Annotated in this window: 20 protein-coding genes; 9 read left to right on the plus strand and 11 right to left on the minus strand. The window is 63.5% G+C overall.

Annotated elements, in window-relative coordinates:
- Window positions 1–61: 61 nt before the first annotated feature.
- The 3 genes from NKI46_RS06885 (at window position 62) to NKI46_RS06895 (ending at window position 2,453) form a co-directional block, all read left to right on the plus strand.
- Entirely contained in the window at window positions 62–559 is a 498-nt protein-coding gene (locus NKI46_RS06885; RefSeq protein ID WP_023728787.1) for a CYTH domain-containing protein, read from the plus strand.
- An 86-nt stretch (window positions 560–645) separates the two neighbouring features.
- Window positions 646–1,584 carry a CHAD domain-containing protein gene (locus NKI46_RS06890; RefSeq protein ID WP_352562441.1) on the plus strand — a complete coding sequence of 313 codons (939 nt, stop codon included), beginning with the start codon at window positions 646–648 and terminating at the stop codon, window positions 1,582–1,584.
- 41 nt (window positions 1,585–1,625) lie between these two features.
- A complete protein-coding gene (locus tag NKI46_RS06895) occupies window positions 1,626–2,453 on the plus strand; it encodes a C40 family peptidase (protein ID WP_023687509.1) in 828 nt (275 codons plus the stop codon).
- Window positions 2,454–2,503: 50 nt separating this feature from the next.
- Here the strand turns inward: NKI46_RS06895 and NKI46_RS06900 are convergent, their stop codons facing one another.
- Together NKI46_RS06900 and NKI46_RS06905 are read right to left on the minus strand one after the other, a co-directional pair.
- The gene (locus NKI46_RS06900; protein ID WP_352745437.1) at window positions 2,504–3,880 is read right to left on the minus strand and encodes an adenylate/guanylate cyclase domain-containing protein; all 1,377 of its coding nucleotides are present in this window, start codon (window positions 3,878–3,880) and stop codon (window positions 2,504–2,506) included.
- 116 nt (window positions 3,881–3,996) lie between these two features.
- Complete coding sequence (locus NKI46_RS06905) at window positions 3,997–4,797, minus strand: helix-turn-helix domain-containing protein (RefSeq protein WP_023739823.1); 801 nt, start codon at window positions 4,795–4,797, stop codon at window positions 3,997–3,999.
- 116 nt (window positions 4,798–4,913) lie between these two features.
- On the opposite strand from NKI46_RS06905, the gene NKI46_RS06910 reads away from it, so the two are divergent.
- The gene (locus NKI46_RS06910; RefSeq protein WP_023739824.1) at window positions 4,914–5,771 is read left to right on the plus strand and encodes an NHL repeat-containing protein; all 858 of its coding nucleotides are present in this window, start codon (window positions 4,914–4,916) and stop codon (window positions 5,769–5,771) included.
- Window positions 5,772–5,789: 18 nt separating this feature from the next.
- Here NKI46_RS06910 and NKI46_RS06915 read toward each other — a convergent pair whose 3' ends face one another.
- Together NKI46_RS06915 and NKI46_RS06920 are read right to left on the minus strand one after the other, a co-directional pair.
- On the minus strand, window positions 5,790–7,511 hold the full coding sequence (locus NKI46_RS06915) for a SulP family inorganic anion transporter (protein ID WP_352745442.1): 1,722 nt from the start codon (window positions 7,509–7,511) through the stop codon (window positions 5,790–5,792).
- A gap of 79 nt (window positions 7,512–7,590) precedes the next feature.
- Window positions 7,591–7,860: a helix-turn-helix domain-containing protein gene (locus NKI46_RS06920; RefSeq protein ID WP_023673276.1), complete on the minus strand. Its 270-nt coding sequence runs from the start codon at window positions 7,858–7,860 to the stop codon at window positions 7,591–7,593.
- A gap of 79 nt (window positions 7,861–7,939) precedes the next feature.
- Between NKI46_RS06920 and NKI46_RS06925 the strand changes: the two genes are divergently transcribed.
- A complete protein-coding gene (locus NKI46_RS06925; protein ID WP_023755330.1) occupies window positions 7,940–8,131 on the plus strand; it encodes a hypothetical protein in 192 nt (63 codons plus the stop codon).
- A gap of 16 nt (window positions 8,132–8,147) precedes the next feature.
- On the opposite strand, the gene NKI46_RS06930 is transcribed toward NKI46_RS06925, so the two are convergent.
- A complete protein-coding gene (locus NKI46_RS06930; RefSeq protein ID WP_023687516.1) occupies window positions 8,148–8,858 on the minus strand; it encodes a phosphatase PAP2 family protein in 711 nt (236 codons plus the stop codon).
- A 4-nt stretch (window positions 8,859–8,862) separates the two neighbouring features.
- Window positions 8,863–9,204 carry a hypothetical protein gene (locus NKI46_RS06935; protein WP_023681268.1) on the minus strand — a complete coding sequence of 114 codons (342 nt, stop codon included), beginning with the start codon at window positions 9,202–9,204 and terminating at the stop codon, window positions 8,863–8,865.
- Window positions 9,205–9,434: 230 nt separating this feature from the next.
- Here NKI46_RS06935 and NKI46_RS06940 point away from each other — a divergent pair, with 230 nt between their 5' ends.
- On the plus strand, window positions 9,435–9,659 hold the full coding sequence (locus tag NKI46_RS06940; RefSeq protein ID WP_023673272.1) for a hypothetical protein: 225 nt from the start codon (window positions 9,435–9,437) through the stop codon (window positions 9,657–9,659).
- A 118-nt stretch (window positions 9,660–9,777) separates the two neighbouring features.
- Here NKI46_RS06940 and NKI46_RS06945 read toward each other — a convergent pair whose 3' ends face one another.
- From NKI46_RS06945 to NKI46_RS06955, 3 genes are all read right to left on the minus strand, one after another.
- The gene (locus NKI46_RS06945; RefSeq protein ID WP_023732788.1) at window positions 9,778–10,458 is read right to left on the minus strand and encodes a GNAT family N-acetyltransferase; all 681 of its coding nucleotides are present in this window, start codon (window positions 10,456–10,458) and stop codon (window positions 9,778–9,780) included.
- Window positions 10,455–10,940, minus strand: a complete 486-nt coding sequence (locus NKI46_RS06950; protein ID WP_023687520.1) for a MarR family winged helix-turn-helix transcriptional regulator — start codon at window positions 10,938–10,940, stop codon at window positions 10,455–10,457. Before NKI46_RS06950 ends, NKI46_RS06945 begins: the two co-directional genes overlap by 4 nt.
- Before the next feature lie 333 nt (window positions 10,941–11,273).
- A complete protein-coding gene (locus NKI46_RS06955) occupies window positions 11,274–12,536 on the minus strand; it encodes a flavin-containing monooxygenase (RefSeq protein ID WP_352652509.1) in 1,263 nt (420 codons plus the stop codon).
- A 133-nt stretch (window positions 12,537–12,669) separates the two neighbouring features.
- Here NKI46_RS06955 and NKI46_RS06960 point away from each other — a divergent pair, with 133 nt between their 5' ends.
- Complete coding sequence (locus NKI46_RS06960; protein WP_023703862.1) at window positions 12,670–13,701, plus strand: phosphatidylglycerol lysyltransferase domain-containing protein; 1,032 nt, start codon at window positions 12,670–12,672, stop codon at window positions 13,699–13,701.
- Window positions 13,702–13,893: 192 nt separating this feature from the next.
- On the opposite strand, the gene NKI46_RS06965 is transcribed toward NKI46_RS06960, so the two are convergent.
- Together NKI46_RS06965 and NKI46_RS06970 are read right to left on the minus strand one after the other, a co-directional pair.
- On the minus strand, window positions 13,894–14,655 hold the full coding sequence (locus NKI46_RS06965; RefSeq protein ID WP_023703863.1) for an ABC transporter permease: 762 nt from the start codon (window positions 14,653–14,655) through the stop codon (window positions 13,894–13,896).
- A complete protein-coding gene (locus tag NKI46_RS06970; protein WP_023692970.1) occupies window positions 14,652–15,578 on the minus strand; it encodes an ABC transporter ATP-binding protein in 927 nt (308 codons plus the stop codon). Before NKI46_RS06970 ends, NKI46_RS06965 begins: the two co-directional genes overlap by 4 nt.
- A gap of 270 nt (window positions 15,579–15,848) precedes the next feature.
- Between NKI46_RS06970 and NKI46_RS06975 the strand changes: the two genes are divergently transcribed.
- Together NKI46_RS06975 and NKI46_RS06980 are read left to right on the plus strand one after the other, a co-directional pair.
- Window positions 15,849–17,210 carry a cytochrome ubiquinol oxidase subunit I gene (locus tag NKI46_RS06975; protein WP_023748238.1) on the plus strand — a complete coding sequence of 454 codons (1,362 nt, stop codon included), beginning with the start codon at window positions 15,849–15,851 and terminating at the stop codon, window positions 17,208–17,210.
- 108 nt (window positions 17,211–17,318) lie between these two features.
- Complete coding sequence (locus NKI46_RS06980) at window positions 17,319–18,323, plus strand: cytochrome d ubiquinol oxidase subunit II (RefSeq protein ID WP_023739830.1); 1,005 nt, start codon at window positions 17,319–17,321, stop codon at window positions 18,321–18,323.
- The last annotated feature ends 28 nt before the right edge of the window (window positions 18,324–18,351 follow it).

The raw sequence follows: 18,351 nt of genomic DNA on the forward strand, positions 1-18,351 counted from the left end.
GTCAAGTTGATTATCTACGGCCGCTTGCCATGTCGGGCCGCAGACGCTTTAGTGGGCGGCCATGGGCAAGGAAGTCGAACGCAAGTTCCTGGTCTCCAGCGCCGAATGGCTGGAAATGGCCGAGGCGAATATACGCATTCGCCAGTTCTATCTTGCCGCAACACCCGGCCGCACCGTGCGCGTGCGCATCAGCGACGGCAGTTCGGCGAAGCTGACGCTTAAATTCGGCAGCAAGATCCGCGAGCGTGACGAATACGAATATGAAATTCCACTGGCGGACGCAGAGGAGATGCTGGCCTTCGCCATCGGACATGTCATCGAGAAGACACGCCACCATGTTAGGCATCGCGGCTATCTCTACGAAGTCGATGTTTTCGGCGGGATTCTAGCCGGCCTTGTGGTGGCCGAACTGGAGACGCCGGAGGATGTACCTGACGAAATGCTGCCTGATTGGCTCGGCCGCGAAGTGACCGGCGAGCAGAGATTTTACAACGCGTCGCTCGCCCTAGAGCCGGATGATTTTAGGTCGGGTCGACCTAAAATCGGAATCCGGCTCTAAATCAAAAGAGTTGGAGCATGATGTCGTCCGAAAACCGCTTCACACTTTTCGGCATCATGCTCTAGGGGGATTCCGGAGATCGCCGCATGAGCTTTCGCATCGATCCGCGCCTGCCGCTGACCGGCGAGGTCAGGCGTATCCTTGGCGAGGAGATCGGCAAGGCGCTTGCCCATCTGGCCGTCGCGCGCGACCAGCCGGAGCAGGCATTGCACAAATGCCGCAAGCGGCTGAAGAGCGCGCGCGCCTTGCTGCGGCTGGTCCGTTCCGGAAATGAAACATTCTGTCGGACTGAGAACCAATGCTACCGTCAGGTGGCGGCGCTGCTTGCCGGGCCGCGCGAGGCGACCGCGCTGGTCGAGACCGTCGACCGGCTGGCAGCCGCCTTTCCCGAGCAGGTTGCCGGCGGCGGCCTCGACAGCGTGCGCGACCGGCTGATTGCCCGCCAGCATGAAATGCATGCCGGCGCCGGCCTCGACGCCGCCATAGGCGCGGCCACCGCCGCCTGCGAGGAAGGCCTCATCAGGATCGAGCGGCTGCTGCTCCCCGATCTGCCTGAGCATGCAGCCGATGTGCTTGCGGAAGGCGCTCGCAAGACCTTGCGCCGTGCCAGGAAGGCGCTGGACCGGGCGGGATCGCGCGGCGAAGCAGAGGATTTCCACGATCTGCGCAAGGCTGCCAAGACCCACTCGATGCATTTGTCGCTGCTCGGCCGGCTGTGGCCGACGCCGATCAAGGTGCGGCGCAAGGCGGTCGACGAACTGGGCGAAAGGCTCGGCGAACTGCACGACGTCTTCGTCATGCGCGTGTTGCTCGAGGCCGACGGTGAGCCGCTCGGCGATGCGCAGGACACAAGGCTTCTTGGCAAGCTTTTGAAGCGCTCGGAAAAAAGCCTGAAGAAGAGCTGCCTCGCCGGAGCGGCCGAGCTGTTCGGCGACAGCCCCAAGCGCTCGACAAAGAAACTCGCGCGCAATGCGCGCGACGACCTCGCCGGCCCGGTATTGTCGAAAGAGGTCCCGGTCGGTTGATCATGGCCGAGGACGTCACCTCGTGCTAGTCACACTTTACCATGACCGCGCCGCGCGACACGCTTCTCGACCGACTTGGCCGCTGGCTTGCCGGCCGGCTGCAGGACGAATCCTCGGGCTATGAGCCCTACACGCCGTCCGACGCCGAGACGTTGCGGCGCACGCTCGAACCCGGCGACATCCTGCTCATCGAAGGCAACCAGAAGATCTCCGCGGCCATCAAATACCTGACACAGTCGACCTGGTCGCATGCGGCCTTCTATATCGGCGATGCGTTGTCCGAACCGGAGGACGGATCGGAACGGCGTCGGCTGATCGAAGTCACGCTCGGCGAAGGCTGTGTCGCCGTGCCGCTGTCGCGCTACCGCACCTACAACACCCGCATCTGCCGGGCGAGCGGGCTGGCGCCGGAAGACCGCGACCATGTTGTCGCCTTCATGATCGGCAAGCTCGGCCTGAAATACGATCTCAAGAACATCTTCGACATGCTGCGCTTTTTCCTGCCGACGCCACCGGTGCCGGTGCGCTGGCGCCGCCGCATGCTGGCTTTCGGTTCCGGCGATCCGACGCGCGCCATTTGCTCGACGCTGATCGCCGAAGCCTATGGTGAGATCCGCTACCCGATCCTGCCCGAGATCACCCGCGCGCCCGGCCGCGCCTCGGCGCAGTCGAACTATTCGCGCCGCGAAATCCTGCACATCCGCCACCACTCGCTCTACACGCCGCGCGACTTCGACCTGTCGCCCTTCTTCCGCATCGTGAAACCGACGCTGGAATTTGGGTTCGACTACCGGGCGGTGACCTGGGAGGACAAGGCAGGCACCGACGCCGCAGCCGCGAAGGCTGGCGCAATCGCCTCAGACACGTGATGGCTTCGGCCTGAGTCATGAGGTTCAGGCGTCTCACATGGCGGCCTGCATCACGCCGAAACCGCAATAGCGCCCTGGTTTTCGGCCCTGTGTTCGACCCAGACATGGACCGGTTCGTCCCGGCCGCGGATGCTAACCGGTCCATGATCGCGCGCATTCAACCGTGTCGTTGGCGATTCCGCCTTCGCGGCCTCAATCAGTCGTGACCCAAAGCAAATATTCGCCTGAAGTTCCCGGCAGAGCGCCTGCAAACGGCTGGCGACGTTGACGGTGTCGCCCACCACCGCGAAGGACAGGTTGCGCTCGCTGCCGACGGCGCCGAGGACGACGGCGCCATATTGTGCACCGATCCGAACGTCCAGCGGCGGATATCCCCTGGACACACGCTGGACATTCCAGTCTTCGATAGCGGCGATCATCGCTTCAGCGCACCGGATGGCCCGGGTTGCGTCGTCATGGCTGGCTTGCGGAACCCCGAAGGTCGCCATGATGCAATCGCCGATATAGTTGTCGACGGTGCCATGGTGGTCGAAAACGACCTGCTCCATGCGACGGTGGAACTGACGCAGTAGTTCGAACACTGCTTCGGCCGGATGATCCTCGGAATAGTGTGTGAAGCCGACGATGTCGGCGAACAGCACCGCGATATCCTGCCGGCGGACCGGACCGAAGGGCTCGTCATCCGAGGCGAGCTGGTCGACGACATTGGGCGAAAAATGCCGGGCGAGATTGGCGCGGGCGCGCTCCGCCTTGACATAGTCTTCCGACAGATGCCGGGAACGGGAGACGACCAGAGCCATGATCGCGCCGATAATCAGGACAACCAACACATTGGTCGCCTGCGCGAACGTATCGACGAAATTGGGGTTGAGATAGAGATTCAGTCGCTCTGTCATCGGCAGCGAATAGAGGTTCGTTGCCGGAATGACGGTTCCCGCATGAAAAACCACCCATCCCACCCCGATCGTCCACGTCAAGGCCGCGAGCGCGCCGAGATAGAGCGCCAATCGCGTCGAAAGGGTCAGCGCGCCAAGGCATACGAAAATCAGCAGGAATTTGAAGCTGCCCTCGCGCAGTTGCATCGCAGCCGGCGCGACCTCGCGGGAAAACGGGTTGGGCGTTACCAGCAGAACGGTCAACAGAATGATGTCCAGCGTACCGACGAGGTAACCGATCCACCATGGCGCGTTGCGACGGCGCGCAAAGCGAAACTGGATCAGGCCGACGAGCTGGAACAGCGCTAGGCCCGCCAGCACGAAGAGCAGCGAGGCATCCCAGCGGCCGATCAAGGAAAAGAAGCAGGAGATCACGGCGAGCGATGCCGTGCGCGCCCAGAACTGCAATGCAGCACCCTGGCGTTCTGCGCGCTCCCGCAAATTTTTCAGGCGCGAATAGCGGCGAAGTTCAAGTGTTGGCGCGGTCGGCATAGGATCACTTCGATTTTGCGGGGACGGTCACGCATTCGGCAAACCCGCCCCGTACAGTCTGGCAAATCAGCGCGCGAACTCTATCATGGTTTCGTTTTTGAAACGCGGCTGGCGCGTCAAGCCGGCAACGGGCGGCGTCCCTTTGCCGGAGCGGTGGGCCGGTCGGACGCACCGGCATCCCTGGGGTGCGGGCCGATCGGCATGATCGCCGGAAACGGGGTTGCGCCAAAAGCAAATGTCCATTTGTAGCCGGTCAGCCCGTCTTCCGGCGTCGTGTGCTGGTCGTGATGGGCGAGCAGTTTGGCGCGCTCGGCCAGTTCCTCCGCCTCGCGCTTCACCATCTCCGCCGTCTCCGGCCGCATCCGCCTGGAGAAAGAGACGAAGGTCGCTTCCCGCTCCAGATGGGTGATCGCCCAGCCGATGAAATTCTTGTTTGTCATCTCGAATAGCGGCCTGAGCGGCCCTTCGAAATTCCACTGGATCGGTGTGTCGACCAGCAGCCGTGCCGACAACCCGCTGCCCAGCGCAATGAGGCCGAGCGCTTCGAGATCGCGCAGATAGAGGAACATCGACGCTTCGCTTAAGCCTTGCGAGCGCATGACGCCCTCGGGCGTGAATTTCTCCGACAGCATGACGAAGATGAACAGCAACGCCGGCCGGCCGGCAAGCTTGCGCTCGACCTCTGGCGCGATGCGGTTGACCGGTCCCGGCCCCCGGTTCATCGACCCCAGCACGTTTTCCAGCTCGACGCCGGCGGCAGCGCAGATCCCGACGAGACGGTCGAGCTTGCAGTTGCGCTCGTGGAAGATGCGCTTCACCGTCGGCTCGGAAACGCCCATCCGCCCGGCTAGCTCACGATAGGTGACGCCCTTGGCTTTCAGCGTCCGCTTCAGCGCCTCGAAGATCAGGCCGTTCATGGGATGCACCTCTTTTGCGCCATTTCGTATCGGTTTCCGATACTAGCTCGAATCGCCCTTTCCGGAAAAGTATCGAAACTCCTAGCTCTCCGCCATCCACCACAGGAGACCTGGCCATGAAAACCCTCATCCCCTCCATTTGTCTCGCCGCCTTCGGTATCGCGCTTGTGCCTGCCGCCGAGGCCGCCGAACTCTGGCGCGCCTCGGGCTTCGAGCAACCCGAATCGGCGCTGTTCGATGCCGCCAACAATCGCATCATCGTCTCCAACATCGTCGGCAATCCCGGGGAGGCCGACGGCAACGGTTATCTCTCGGTGCTGTCGCTGGACGGCAAGGTCGTTAGCCGGCACTGGACCGCCGGCATGGATGCACCGAAGGGCTCGGCGATCTCTGGCGGCAAGCTCTACGTCGCCGATATCACCAAGGTGCGCATCGTCGATCTCGCCAGCGGCAAGCTGGTCTCGACCATCGATGTGCCCGGTGCCGTCTTCCTCAACGACGTCACATCGGACTCATCGGGCAAGGTCTATGTCACCGACATGCTGGCCGATGCGATCTACCGCATCGACGGCAACAAGCCGGACCTGTTCGTGAAGGATGCGAAGCTCGCCGCGCCCAACGGCATCTTTGCCGATGGCGACCGGCTGATCGTGGCCTCGTGGGGCAAGGGTATCAAGCCGGACTTCAGCACTGCCGCGCCCGGGGGCCTGCTGTCGGTCGATCTCGCGACGAAAGCCGTGACGCCGCTGCCTGGCGCACAAAACTTTGCCGACCTTGATGGCGTCGTCGCCATCGGCGACAGGATCTACGCCACCGCCTTCATGACCGGCACGCTCTATCGGTACAAAGTCGGCGAGGCGCCGGAGGCTGTAGAGCAGTTCAAGCCGGGCAGCGCCGACATCGGCACAGATGGCACGCGGATTTTCGTGCCGCTGATGAACGAAGGTGAGATCGCGGTGCTGAGCCTGGACTGACGGCGCACACTTGCCGGCTCAGCCAGCGGGCGCGGCTTTGAGTTGCGCCCGCGCATCCTTGATCGAAGCGGCAAAGGTCACCAGCGGCCGCTTGACGCCGTGGTTGATCAGCATGCGCCGCGTCTGCGGCGAGGCGCCGGCGATGATGAAACGCACGCCGGCACGTTTCGCCTTGTACGCCGCGCCCTCGATGACATTGGCCGCGGTGGAATCGAAGAACGGCACCGCCGAACAATCGAGGATGAAGTTCTTGCGCTGGTCGGCGATGCGGTCGAGCACCGTGCCGACAGTCGAGGCGGCGCCGAAGAAGAAGGCGCCGGAGATGCGATAGACGACGGTGTCGGCGTCGCTTGCCTCGCTTGCATCGTAGGCGCGGCCGCTGCTGTCGGCGACATCGTCCTGCACCAGCGGCAAATCCGCCTCCACGGCGATCGACTTGGCCATACGATCAATGAACAGGATCGAGCCTAGTGCGAAGCCGACGACGATGCCTTCGGTGAGGTCGCGGAAGACGACGATCAGGAAGGTTGCCATCAGCACCAGGGCGTCGCCGCGCGAAGCGCGCAGCAATGTGGCGAAGGCCTGCTTCTCGAACATGTTCCAGCAGACAACCGCCAGCACCCCGGCAAGGGCGGCAAGCGGGATGTAGCTCGCCATTGGTGCGGCCACCAGCATGAAGACCAGCAGAAAAAGCGAATGCAGCATGCCGGAAACCGGCCCATGCGCGCCGGCCCGCACATTGGTGGCGGTGCGGGCGATGGTGCCGGTGGTGCAGATGCCGCCGAACAGGGCAGACGCGATGTTGGCAAAGCCTTGCGCCACCAGTTCGCAATTGGAACGGTGACGCCGCCCGGTCATGCCATCGGCGACCACGGCCGAGAGCAGCGATTCGATGGCACCGAGCAGCGCAAAAGCCACCGCATCCGGCAGCACCGCAATCGCCTTGTCGAGGTTGAGTCCCGGCAGTGCCGGCAACGGCAGGCTGCGCGGAATGCCGCCATAGCGCGTGCCGATCGTTTCCGCCGGCAGCGAAAGCAGCGCCACGACAAGGGAGGCCAGTCCGACGGCGATCAGCATGCCCGGCCAGCCGGGCCGCCAGCGCTTCACCCCCACGATGGTGGCGATGGTCAACGCCGCCACCAGCGTCGCTGAGATGTTGAGCGTGCCGGCCGCGTGGCCGATCGCCATCAGCTTCGGCAGCAGCGGCCCGGGCTCCGGCCCGGCAAGCCTCAGCCCGAACAGTTCGACGATCTGGCCGGAGAAGATGATGACTGCGATGCCGGCGGTGAAGCCGACCGTCACCGGGTAAGGGATGAATTTGATATAGGTTCCGAGCCGGAGATAGCCGATGGCGAGCAGGAAAATGCCGGCCATCATCGTCGCCAGCAGCAGTCCGTCGACGCCTTCGCGCTGCACCGTCGCCGCCACCAGCACGATGAAGGCGCCGGCCGGGCCGCCGATCTGGAAGCGGCTGCCGCCGAGCGCCGAGACGATGAAGCCGCCGACAATGGCCGTGAACAGGCCGCGCTCCGGCGTCACGCCCGAAGCAATCGCAATCGCCATCGACAGCGGCAACGCGACAATAGCGACGGTCAGCCCGGCCATGAAGTCGGCCTTGAACTGCGGCAGGCGGTAACCTTCGCGCCAGACCGTCACCAGCTTGGGCGTGAACAGCTCTGAAAATGTCGGCTTTGCCGACTTCTGGGCCGGTTGATGCACTGCCCGCCGGATCTGATCCATGGACTGCCTTCCGCTTGCGTGAAGGCGGCGGGATCGTCGGCAGGACTGTCGGCGGTCGCCGTCGCGACTATATGCCGGCTCAGCCTTGCGGGTTCGGCGGCGCGACCGGCTTGAGGCGCACGCCCCGGCCGCCGCGCTCGCTGGTCTGGTTCTCGCCGATGAGCTCCACCCCGGCCTCGTCGAGAGCCTGGATAACCTTCATCAGCGTATCGACCACACCCCTGACCACGCCGTCACTCGCTTCCATGCGCTGGATTGTCGGAAGCGAAACGCCGGCACGCTCGGCGAGCGTCTTCTGATCGATGCCGGCCAGCGCCCTCGCGGCGCGCATCTGGGCGGCAGTGATCATCGGTCGGAACCCCCGTCTGAGTCTGCGGAGACGACGTGTAATACAATCATAGTGATGTTTCAACCATCATAAAGCATGCATGAAACATGATCTCTCCACAAAGCCGGATGGCGGGATACGGGATGAGCATGCTACGCTACCGCCTTGGCTCTTACTGGCGGGGAAATATCAGTTGAATATTTTCAGGACCTTGACGACGTCGGCAGCCTTGCTGTCGGCGGTTTTTCTGCTGGCAGGCTGCGGACACGGGCTGATCAACCGGCTGATTTGAATGTCGCTCCGGATCGTCAGTCTTCGGGCTCGTTGCCATCGGCCACCGCCTTGTTCCGCTGCAGCATTCGCGCCGCCAGCCAGCACAGCGTCGCCCAGGTGAAGCCGGCGCACCATCCCGCCAGCACGTCGGAAGGCCAGTGGACGCCGAGATAGACGCGGCTGACGCCGACCAGCAGCGTTACCAGCACCGCCAGGCTGAGGACATAGATTTTCGTCGTTCGTCCCGGCAGGAAGCGCGCTGCGAGCGAGCCTAGCGTGAGATAGGTCACCGCCGACAGCATCGCGTGGCCGCTGGGAAACGACAGCGACGTCTCGTTGGCCAGGTGCGAGACAAGATCGGGGCGCGGCCGGTCGATGCCGGCCTTGAGCAAGGTCGACAGCAGCTGCCCGCCGGCCACCGCGACAAAGATCAGCAGCGCCGTCCTCGGCCTACGGATCAGCAGGAGGTAGACGATCACCGCCGTTACGATCAGCACCAGCACGCTGGAGCTGCCGAGGCTGGTGATGTCGCGCATCGCGCCTTCCAGCCATGCCGGGCCGACGGGAACATCCGGCTGACCCACTTTTCGGAAAGCGAGCAGGATCTCAGTATCGAAAGCGTGCGGCGTGGTGGCCCGCGCCACCTCCATCAGTTCCTCGAAGCCCCACAGCCCGGCGGCTATCACCAGCCCGGCCAGCAGCACCGGAAATTCAAGCCAGTTGGTGAACGCACGCGGGGTCTTCATCGGATTACAGTCGCCCCTGCAGGTAAGGCCCGAGCGAGATCAGCACCACCGCCGCGATGGCCAGCACGATGCCGGTCGCCTGCAAGGCATTGACGCGTTCGCCGAAGAACACCAGCGCCACCACATTGACCGCCACCAGCTGGATCACCGCCGACAGACTGAACGACACCGACATGCCGAACTCACGAACCAGCCGCAGCATCATCAGATTGCCCGCCGTATAGAGCGCCAGTGTCAGCACGATCTTGCCAAGGCTTGGCGCCAGCCCCCATTGCTTGGCCGCGATGGCCGCCAGCAGGAAGATCACCGTCGAAATGACGAGCTGCGCCAGTCCCCAGAAACTCACTTTTGTGCCTCGCTGTCCTTTGTGGCAGCTCTTGTTTCGCAAGCGTGGCGGCACGTCAAGCAGACTGCGGCGGAACAGGCCACGGCCGAGGTGCTGAATGAATGGCAGCGCGATCGCGGTCTGACTGCCACGCTCGGTCGGATTCGTGCAAACCCAGGCAGCTGCGCTCAAGCATTGGAAAAGAATGGACTTTTAAACATGGCGCCCCACCTCTTCTGGAGGAGAGTGCCATGCCAAAGTCCGTCTATGACCGTGGCCTGCTGAAACCCGACGACATCGCCAGGCTGCAACGCGTATTCGACGAAGCCTGCCGCAGGCGCGACGTGCATCCCGATTCGGCGGAGGCGCGGGAGATCGCGCTGAACCTGCTTGCGCTGCACAATGCCGGCATGGTCGAGGAAGATATGCTTATGGAAACCGTGGGTTTCCGCCGGTTGGAGCCGAAATCAGCCTGAGGCCCGCAAGGCGGCCTGGAGCGATTCCAGGAAAAGTGTGAAGCGGTTTTCCGTCCGGAATTGCGTAAAAATAAAGGCCTAGGAGCGGTTCGCCGTTTCCGTGAAACGGTGAAACGCTCTAGCCGGCGCGCTGCACGACGGCCACATTCATCTCTGCCCGCAGCCTGAAGCCGATGGATTCGTACAATCCAACCGCGTTGGCATTGCTGGCATAGGCATGCAGGTAGGGAACTTCGCCGCGCGCAAAAATTCGGTTGGCCACGAACACCGACAGCAGCCGGCCGAGGCCGCTGCCGCGAAATTCGGGATGCGAGCAGACGCCGCTGAGTTCGCTGTAGCCGGGCTGCTTCATGCGCTCGCCGGCCATCGCCGCCAGCCGGTCGTCGATTTTCACGCCCCAGAACTCGCCGAGGCTCAGCGCCTTGAGCGTGAACGGGCCGGGCTTGGTCAGTGACGCCAAAGCAAGCATCTCGGCCGCGTCGTCCTGCGTCAGCTGCTGCACACGCTCGTCCGACACGGAAGGCAATGGCGCCTCGGCAACCATCTGAACGCCGAAGGCGGTCACGGTCGCGGTCAGTTCCGGCGGCAAGGCAACGGGGTCCGCCTGGAGCATGAACACGCTCTCACCTGCAGGAATGAGGCTTGCGAGCGCCTGCAGACTCTCAGCGTCGTCTGCCCCGGAAGCCGCGAAGGGGACGATCGAGGAGGGATAGCGCCTGGCGAGCCTGTCGCCATACGCAAAGATCCGATGCCGCGTGTCGAGCGCGCTCCAGACCGGACGATCGAGGACATGGCTCATGGCGCGACATCCTGTTTCACACGGCGGTCGAGCGGGGCCGCCGCCAGGCCGTCCTCCATTGCCGAGAGTTGTTCGAGAAGCGGCCCTGCAAGGCCTTTGCACAAGTCGGCAACGGCGTTCTCGATGCGCGGCCAAACGTCCCGCTTCGCCTTATCGACCAGGCGCTGGCCGTTCGCGGTCAGCGAGATCATCCTGCGGCGCTGGTCGTCGTTCGATGGCGCGGCCTCGACCAGCCCCAACTCGGCCAGCAGCGCCACGCTGCGCGTCACCCCCGGCTGGGTGATCCCCAGTGACTGCGCCAGTTCGCCGACAGGCAGCGGCCCAAGCCGGTCGAGCGCGGCCAGCAGAGGATACTGGCTGGACTGCACCGGCACCTCCAGCCCATCGAGCATGCGCTGCGTATCGGCCTGCAACTGCTCGCCGATGCGCTTCAGCCTGCTGCCGAGGGTGAGGTAGCCAAGGGATCGAATGATGTCTTCCATGGGTGGTCCGTCTCCTGGATAACCATAACATGTTATATAACGATGCAATGAACGAGTTCAAGCGCCTGCTTTGGAGGTTGGCCGCAAGCATCTCAACTTCGTCGTCCTTGGGCGAAGCAGGAGCGAAGCTCCGTCGCGGAGACCCAGGGATCATGCCTTGGCCGTGGAAGCAGCGGAGCAGAACCTGCAACGCAGCGTAGTTCAGAAGTCACGGCATGGATCCTCGGGTCTGCGCCGTCGCTACGCTCCTTGCTTCGCCCGTGGATGACGACGGGATCGGCGTTTCAGCCAATCGCCAGGATATTCGATCCGTCTTGCAGATGCGTTGAACCACTAGTCCGCGCCATAGCAGCAGCCCGAAGTGCGCGGTGGTTCTCCGTCCAGAAGCGCTCGTCTACACCCCTTGGCGATCTGACGGGCAATCGCTTCGGCCTGCAGGCCGGCGCTGTGAAAATAGCTGGTCAGGCTTGGCCGCATGCCGATGAACCACAGGCCGGGCTGGCCGCTCGGGGTGCCGCCATTGGCCTTCGGCACGCCCTTGGCGTCGAGCACGCCGAGATCGCCCAGCATGGCCTCCAGGCCGGTGCGATAGCCGGTTGCCGCGATCACCACATCCGGCTCGAGCACCGTGCCGTCGTTCAGCCGCACGCCGGCGCCTTCGAAAGCCGCCACCGGCGCCACCACCGAAATCCATCCGGCCTTCAGCGCGGCAACCGCGCCGTCGTCAACGGCGATCGCGATCTGCTCGACGCCGAGCCGGCTGGCGCCGCCTTTCGGCGCCGGCGGCAGGCCGAAGCGGGCGAGGTCGCCGAACACCAGCCGCTGCGTCGCGGCAATCGCGGCATCGGCAATCCACGTCGGCAGCATCGCCATGAAACCGCCGAAGCGCGCCACGGCGACCTTGCCGATCCGTTTCGGCATCAGCGACGGACCCTGCCTGGCTGACAACCAGATGGCCTTGGTGTCGGCACGGGCGAGGTGGTTGAGCACGTCGAAGCCGGAATTTCCGGCCCCGACCACCAGCACGCTTTTGCCCACATAGTCCTGTGCTGTGCCGAAATCGGCGGCGTGGCTAAGTTTGCCGGTGAAAGTCGCCTTGCCTTGCCAGTCCGGCGTCCATGGCAAGCGGTCGCGGCCGGTGGCGACGATGACATTGCGGGCGCTCAGCGTTTCCCGGCCCGTATGGACGAGCCAGCCATTGCCTCTGCGTTCGATCCGCTCGACGGCGGTGCCGAATTCGACCCTTATGCCGCGCGCGCGGGCAAAATCCTCGAGATAACCGATGATGGCATCCTTGTTCGGAAAGGCGGCGGTGCGGGGCGGATAGGCAAGGCCGGGCAGGGTCGACAGCGCGCGATGCGTGTTTAGGGTCAGCTTCTCGTGCCGCCGTCGCCACGGTTCGGCGATCCGCGGCTCCTTTTCAAGCACGACGACCCGCACGCCGCGCCGGCCAAGCGCGTCGGCGGCCGCCAGCCCCGCCGCTCCGGCGCCGATGACGATAACCGTATAGTCGGGTCCTTTCGGCCCCAGGACGATAGGCATCGTTTCGCTTGTCGTAGCCGCCATTCGGTCGAGATTTCCTTTCAGGTGCGCCATGGGGACCCGTCCTATATGGCACGTCCCATATGGCACAGGGGCGATATGATCGATAATGAGGTCGCGTCAATGCGACTGATTCGAGGCCTTGGGGGCAAGCCTCTGTTTATCATCGGCACGCGGAAGCTCGACCATGCCCTCCTTGCGCATCTTTCTCGACAGACTGCTGGAGGGCGCCGCAGCCAAGGTGCCGCGCCAGGATTTTTCGCATGTCGAGCGGCTGGCGCTTGTCCGCCAGCACGGCGACTTCTCGCTGGCCTATTCGACCGCCGTGCAGCAAAAACTGTCCTATTTCGGCGACGCCGACGGCTACATCGCCTTCGGCACCAAGATGAAGCACCATTTCGCGCTCGGTGACCCGGTGGCCCATCCGGCCGATCGGCCCGACTATATCAGGCGCTTTGTCGAAGCCGCCGACAGCCCGTGGTTCGTGCAGATCGGCGAACCGACGGCGCGCGTTCTGGCCGGGCTCGGCTACCAGGTCAACCGTCTCGGCGTCGACACGCGGCTGGAACTGCCGGCTCACGATTTTTCCGGCAAGCGCAACGAAACCGTGCGGTATTCCGAACGCTGGCTGTTGAAGAAGGGGTTTTCCTTTGGCGAAGGAGCGGTCTATCTCGACGAGGTCCAGCGCCTGTCACAGAACTGGCGGGCCGACCGCATCGTCAAGCGGTGGGAGATGGCGTTCCTCAACCGCCCCTTTGCCGATCATCTCGGCATCGATATGCGCCGTTTCGTGCTCTACAGCCCGGAAGGCGAGCTCGTCGCTCTGCTCGATTTCGATCCGATGTTCCGGGATGGCAAGGTGATCGGCTACACCACCTCGTTCAAGCGCAAGCACATCGATGCCTCGCCGCATGCCGAAATCGGGCTGACCAAATTCGCCGTCGACCGGTTTCGCAATGAGGGCATTTCGGTCGTCACGCTCGGCCTGTCGCCGATGCTCGAGGTCGGAGCCAACGGCTTTGCCGAATCGAGCTTCTGGCGCAACGCCTTCGCGCGGGCCTATGAGTCGCCCTGGGTCAACCGCAGCAAGTTCAACCTCAAGGGCCAGGCGGCGTTCAAGCGCCGCTTCCACGGCATCGAGGAACCGACCTACATCGCCTTCCGCCAAGGCAGGCTGATCGAGATGCTGGGGTTGCTGCGCCTCATCAAGGCGATCTAGCAAGAACCGTGGCGGCCAACGTGGCCAATTTGCCCTCAGCAAAACTGTTGATTTGACCGGCGCACGGGCGATCGCCTATTTGCATGTCGCTCAAAAGTGGTCCCGATTTGAGCAAACGACATGCATAAAAACAAAGACCTAATGCGCGTCGCCTGAGTCCGTTCAAACGCGACGCGCTTTAGAGCGGCAGGGTCAGTTGCGCAGCCGGTAGCCGGTGCGGAAGATCCAGGCGACGATGGCGATGCAGATGGCGAGGAACACCGTCGTCATGCCCAGGCTGACGGCGACCGAGACATCGGACTTGCCGTAAAAGCTCCAGCGGAAACCGCTGATCAGGTAGACGACCGGGTTGAACAGCGTCACCGTGCGCCAGGTCTCGGGCAGCATGTTGATCGAATAGAAGCTGCCGCCGAGGAAGGTCAGCGGCGTGATGATCAACAGCGGCACCAGCTGCAATTGCTCGAAGCTTTTCGCCCAGATGCCGATGATGAAGCCGAACAGGCTGAAGGTCACCGCCGTCAAGACAAGGAAGGCCAGCATCCAGAACGGATGCTGGATGGTGAGCGGCACGAACAGCGAGGCCGTCGCCAGGATGATCAAGCCGAGGATGATCGACTTGGTCGCGGCGCCGCCGACATAGGCGATGACGATCTCCAGATACGACACCGGCGCCGACAAGAGCTCGTAGATGGAGCCGACGAATTTCGGGAAATAGATGGCAAAGGAGGCGTTGGAGATCGACTGCGTCAACAGCGACAGCATGATCAGGCCGGGCACGATGAAGGCGCCGTAGCTGATGCCGTCAATCTCGGTGATGCGCGAGCCGATGGCCGAGCCGAAGACGACGAAATAAAGCGATGTCGAGATCACCGGCGAGACGATGCTCTGCAGCACGGTGCGGAACGCACGCGCCATCTCGACCCGGTAGATCGCCCATACTGCTCGCCAATTCATGGCTCTTGCCTCAACAGATTGACGAAGATCTCCTCGAGCGAGCTGTTTTGCGTGTCCATGTCGCGAAACTGGATGCCGGCCGTCTCGAGTTCGCGCAGCAGCGATGCGACGCCGGGGCGTTCGCTCTGGTTGTCATAGGTGTAGGTCAGCTGTGTGCCATCGCCCGACAGCTCCAAGGCGTAGTGCGAGAATGCATCGGGAATGGCGGTGAGCGGGTTGCGCAATTCGACGATCAGGCGCTTGCGGCCGAGCTTGCGCATCAGTTCGGCCTTGCCCTCCACCAGGATGATCTCGCCGCGGTTGATGACACCGACACGGTCGGCCATCGCCTCGGCCTCTTCGATATAGTGCGTGGTGAGGATGATGGTGACGCCATCGTCGCGCAGCCGCCGCACCATCGCCCACATGTCCTGGCGCAGTTCGACGTCGACGCCGGCCGTGGGTTCGTCGAGGAACAGGATGCGCGGCTCATGTGACAGCGCCTTTGCAATCATCAGCCGCCGCTTCATGCCGCCCGACAGCGTGATCGCCTTGGCGTCCTTCTTGTCCCACAACGACAGGTCGCGCAGCACCTTTTCGACGAAGCCCGGATTGGGCGCCTTGCCAAACAGGCCGCGGCTGTAGGTTACGGTTGCCCAGACGCTCTCGAACGCGTCGATGGTCAGCTCCTGCGGCACCAGCCCGATCAGGCTGCGCGCGGCGCGGTAGTCTCGGTTGATGTCGTGGCCGTCGACGGTCACCGTTCCCGACGAACGGTTGACGATGCCGCAGACGATCGAGATGAGCGTCGTCTTGCCGGCGCCGTTCGGCCCCAGCAGCGCGAAAATCTCGCCGCGTTCGATGTCGAGGTTGATTTCCTTCAGCGCCTTGAAGCCGGTGGCGTAGGTCTTGGTGACCCCGGAAATCGAAATGATGGAAGGCAAATTAGTGGAAGACATGAGGCCGAAAACGACTGTTTGAAAGAGGCGGGGATTATTATTGCGCTGAATGTCGGTGCGCAGGCTCGGAAGTCAATGCCGCTGCTGACAATTGTGGACAAACGTTCCCCTTTTGCCGTTTCGTCATGGGGGTGTCGGGGCGCTGACGGTTTGATCCCATCTGCTGCGACAACGCGCCCCGCGTGACGCCAAGCCGCTTTGACCGGACCGCATCCGCCGCCTATTCTGCGCCAACAAACAGCAGCCGGAGCCCGCATGGACCCGCTCATCCTGTCGCGAATGCAGTTCGGGGCGAATATCTCGTTCCACATCCTGTTTCCGACCATCACGATTGCGCTTGGCTGGGTGCTGCTGTTCTTCAAGCTCCGCTACAACGCCACCAATGATTCCGCCTGGATGCGCGCTTATTTCACCTGGGTGAAAGTGTTCGCGCTGTCCTTCGCCATGGGCGTGGTCTCCGGCGTCACCATGAGCTTCCAGTTCGGCACCAACTGGCCGGGCTATATGGAAAAGGTCGGCAACATCGCCGGGCCGCTGCTTGCCTACGAGATCCTCACCGCCTTCTTCCTCGAAGCGGCCTTCCTCGGCATCATGCTGTTCGGGTTCCGCCGCGTCTCCAACCGCGTCCACACGCTGGCGACGGTATTGGTCGCCGGCGGCACCACGCTGTCAGCCTTCTGGATCATTGCGCTGAACTCCTGGATGCAGACGCCGGCCGGCTTCGAGATGATCGACGGCAAGGCGCATCCCGTCGACTGGTGGGCGATCGTCTTCAACCCGTCCATGCCCTACCGTCTGACGCATATGCTGCTTGCCTCCGGCCTGACGGTGTCGTTCCTGATCGCCGGCCTGTCGGCGCTGCGCTACCTCACCGGCGACCGGTCGGAATCGATGTGGAAGGCGCTGCGCACCGGCGTCTTCACCGCCGCCATCCTGATCCCGATCCAGATCTTCGCCGGCGACCAGCACGGGCTGAATACGCTGGAGCACCAGCCGCAGAAGATCGCCGCCATGGAGGCGAACTGGAACACCGGCCCCAACGTGCCGCTGGTGCTGTTTGCGCTGCCCGACGAGGCGGCGAAGGAAAACAAATTCGAGATCGCCATTCCCGACGGCGCCAGCCTGGTGCTGCGCCACGCCACCAGCGGTATCGTGCCGGGGCTCAACGACTATCCCGGCCTGCACCCGCCGGTGTTCCCGGTGTTCTGGGGCTTCCGCATCATGGTCGGCGCCGGCATTTTGATGCTCATCGTCTCGTGGTCGGCGACCTTCTTCCTCAAGCGCCGCCACAGCCTGCCGAGGCCGCTGGCCATGCTGATGGTGCCGATGGCGCTGTCGGGCTGGCTGGCGACGCTGGCCGGCTGGTACACCACCGAAATCGGCCGCCAGCCCTGGCTGGTCACCGGCGTGCTGAAAACCGCCGACGCTATCGGCCCGGTCGCCGGCAGCCATGTCGCGCTGACGCTCGCCATCTATCTCCTCCTCTATGTGCTGCTGCTGATCGCCTATCTTGGCGTGCTGGTGCACCTGGCGCTGAAGGCCGCCAAGGACGGCGATACCTCGCCGCTGCCGGGCGTCATGAAGACGGCGATGTCGCAACCGGCCGCAGCGGAGTGAGGAATGGTCCGCGTAGCGGACGAAAAGCCAACGATTTGGCTTTTCGAATGACGAACGCCCGGAGCAATAGCGAAGGGCAGAACCGTTGATGAGAGGGATGACAGACCGATGAGCTTCGACTGGCCAACCGCGCTGCCCCTGATCTTCGCCGGCCTGATGGGCCTCGCCATCCTGATCTACGTCATTCTCGACGGTTTCGATCTCGGCATCGGCATCCTGTTCTCGGTCGCCGAAGATGCCGAGCAGGACACCATGATCGCGGCAATAGGCCCGTTCTGGGATGCCAACGAGACCTGGCTGGTGCTGGCCGTCGGCCTGCTCCTGGTCGCCTTTCCGCTGGCGCATGGCGTCATCCTCACCGCGCTCTACATTCCGGTCTTCGTGCTTTTGGTTGGCCTCATCCTGCGCGGCGTCGCCTTCGATTTCCGCGCCAAGGTGCCCGCCGGCAAGAAGCACCGCTGGAACCGCATTTTCTTCCTCGGTTCCGTCATCGCCTCGCTGGCGCAAGGCTATATGCTCGGCGTCTATGTGCTTGGCCTCGATGTCGGCTTTGGCGGCATCGCTTTCGGGGCGCTGGTGGCGCTCTGCCTGTCGGCGGCCTATGCAGCGATGGGCGCGGCCTGGGTCATCTACAAGACCGAGGGCGAATTGCAGAGGAAGGCGGTGGCCTGGCTGCGCACGGCCCTGGTGCTGACCGCGCTCGGCATGGCGGCGGTGTCGCTGGCGACCCCATTTGCCAGTCCGCGCATCTTCGCCAAATGGTTCGTCTGGCCCGAAATGCTCTATCTGTCGCCGCTGCCGATCCTGTCGGCGCTGCTGTTCCTGTGGCTGTGGCGGCAGACCTTCCACCTGCCCAAGCCCGACGATCGCCACGCGCTGCGGCCGTTCCTGACGCTCGCCGCCATCTTCGCGCTCGGCTTTGCCGGGCTTGCCTGGTCGTTCTACCCCTTCGTGGTGCCCGAGAGGCTGACCATCTGGCAGGCGGCGTCGGCGACGGAAAGCCTGGCCATCATCCTCGCCGGCACGGTGGTCGTGCTGCCGGTGATCATCTTCTATTCGTTCTATGCGTATCGGGTGTTTGGGGGCAAGGCGACGGATCTGACGTATGATTGAAGGGCTCTCTAATCGCGGTTTGCGCGAG

This window comes from Mesorhizobium sp. M0615, from assembly GCF_040320805.1.
In the GTDB taxonomy this organism is placed as follows: domain Bacteria; phylum Pseudomonadota; class Alphaproteobacteria; order Rhizobiales; family Rhizobiaceae; genus Mesorhizobium.

What these genes read in the sequence shown, in the direction of transcription:
- NKI46_RS06885 (WP_023728787.1), top strand. Translation starts at nt 62, where the DNA reads ATGGGCAAGGAAGTCGAACGCAAGTTCCTGGTCTCCAGCGCCGAATGG.
- NKI46_RS06890 (WP_352562441.1), top strand. Translation starts at nt 646, where the DNA reads ATGAGCTTTCGCATCGATCCGCGCCTGCCGCTGACCGGCGAGGTCAGG.
- NKI46_RS06895 (WP_023687509.1), top strand. Translation starts at nt 1,626, where the DNA reads ATGACCGCGCCGCGCGACACGCTTCTCGACCGACTTGGCCGCTGGCTT.
- NKI46_RS06900 (WP_352745437.1), bottom strand. Translation starts at nt 3,880, where the DNA reads ATGCCGACCGCGCCAACACTTGAACTTCGCCGCTATTCGCGCCTGAAA.
- NKI46_RS06905 (WP_023739823.1), bottom strand. Translation starts at nt 4,797, where the DNA reads ATGAACGGCCTGATCTTCGAGGCGCTGAAGCGGACGCTGAAAGCCAAG.
- NKI46_RS06910 (WP_023739824.1), top strand. Translation starts at nt 4,914, where the DNA reads ATGAAAACCCTCATCCCCTCCATTTGTCTCGCCGCCTTCGGTATCGCG.
- NKI46_RS06915 (WP_352745442.1), bottom strand. Translation starts at nt 7,511, where the DNA reads ATGGATCAGATCCGGCGGGCAGTGCATCAACCGGCCCAGAAGTCGGCA.
- NKI46_RS06920 (WP_023673276.1), bottom strand. Translation starts at nt 7,860, where the DNA reads ATGATCACTGCCGCCCAGATGCGCGCCGCGAGGGCGCTGGCCGGCATC.
- NKI46_RS06925 (WP_023755330.1), top strand. Translation starts at nt 7,940, where the DNA reads ATGAAACATGATCTCTCCACAAAGCCGGATGGCGGGATACGGGATGAG.
- NKI46_RS06930 (WP_023687516.1), bottom strand. Translation starts at nt 8,858, where the DNA reads ATGAAGACCCCGCGTGCGTTCACCAACTGGCTTGAATTTCCGGTGCTG.
- NKI46_RS06940 (WP_023673272.1), top strand. Translation starts at nt 9,435, where the DNA reads ATGCCAAAGTCCGTCTATGACCGTGGCCTGCTGAAACCCGACGACATC.
- NKI46_RS06945 (WP_023732788.1), bottom strand. Translation starts at nt 10,458, where the DNA reads ATGAGCCATGTCCTCGATCGTCCGGTCTGGAGCGCGCTCGACACGCGG.
- NKI46_RS06950 (WP_023687520.1), bottom strand. Translation starts at nt 10,940, where the DNA reads ATGGAAGACATCATTCGATCCCTTGGCTACCTCACCCTCGGCAGCAGG.
- NKI46_RS06955 (WP_352652509.1), bottom strand. Translation starts at nt 12,536, where the DNA reads ATGGCGCACCTGAAAGGAAATCTCGACCGAATGGCGGCTACGACAAGC.
- NKI46_RS06960 (WP_023703862.1), top strand. Translation starts at nt 12,670, where the DNA reads ATGCCCTCCTTGCGCATCTTTCTCGACAGACTGCTGGAGGGCGCCGCA.
- NKI46_RS06965 (WP_023703863.1), bottom strand. Translation starts at nt 14,655, where the DNA reads ATGAATTGGCGAGCAGTATGGGCGATCTACCGGGTCGAGATGGCGCGT.
- NKI46_RS06975 (WP_023748238.1), top strand. Translation starts at nt 15,849, where the DNA reads ATGGACCCGCTCATCCTGTCGCGAATGCAGTTCGGGGCGAATATCTCG.
- NKI46_RS06980 (WP_023739830.1), top strand. Translation starts at nt 17,319, where the DNA reads ATGAGCTTCGACTGGCCAACCGCGCTGCCCCTGATCTTCGCCGGCCTG.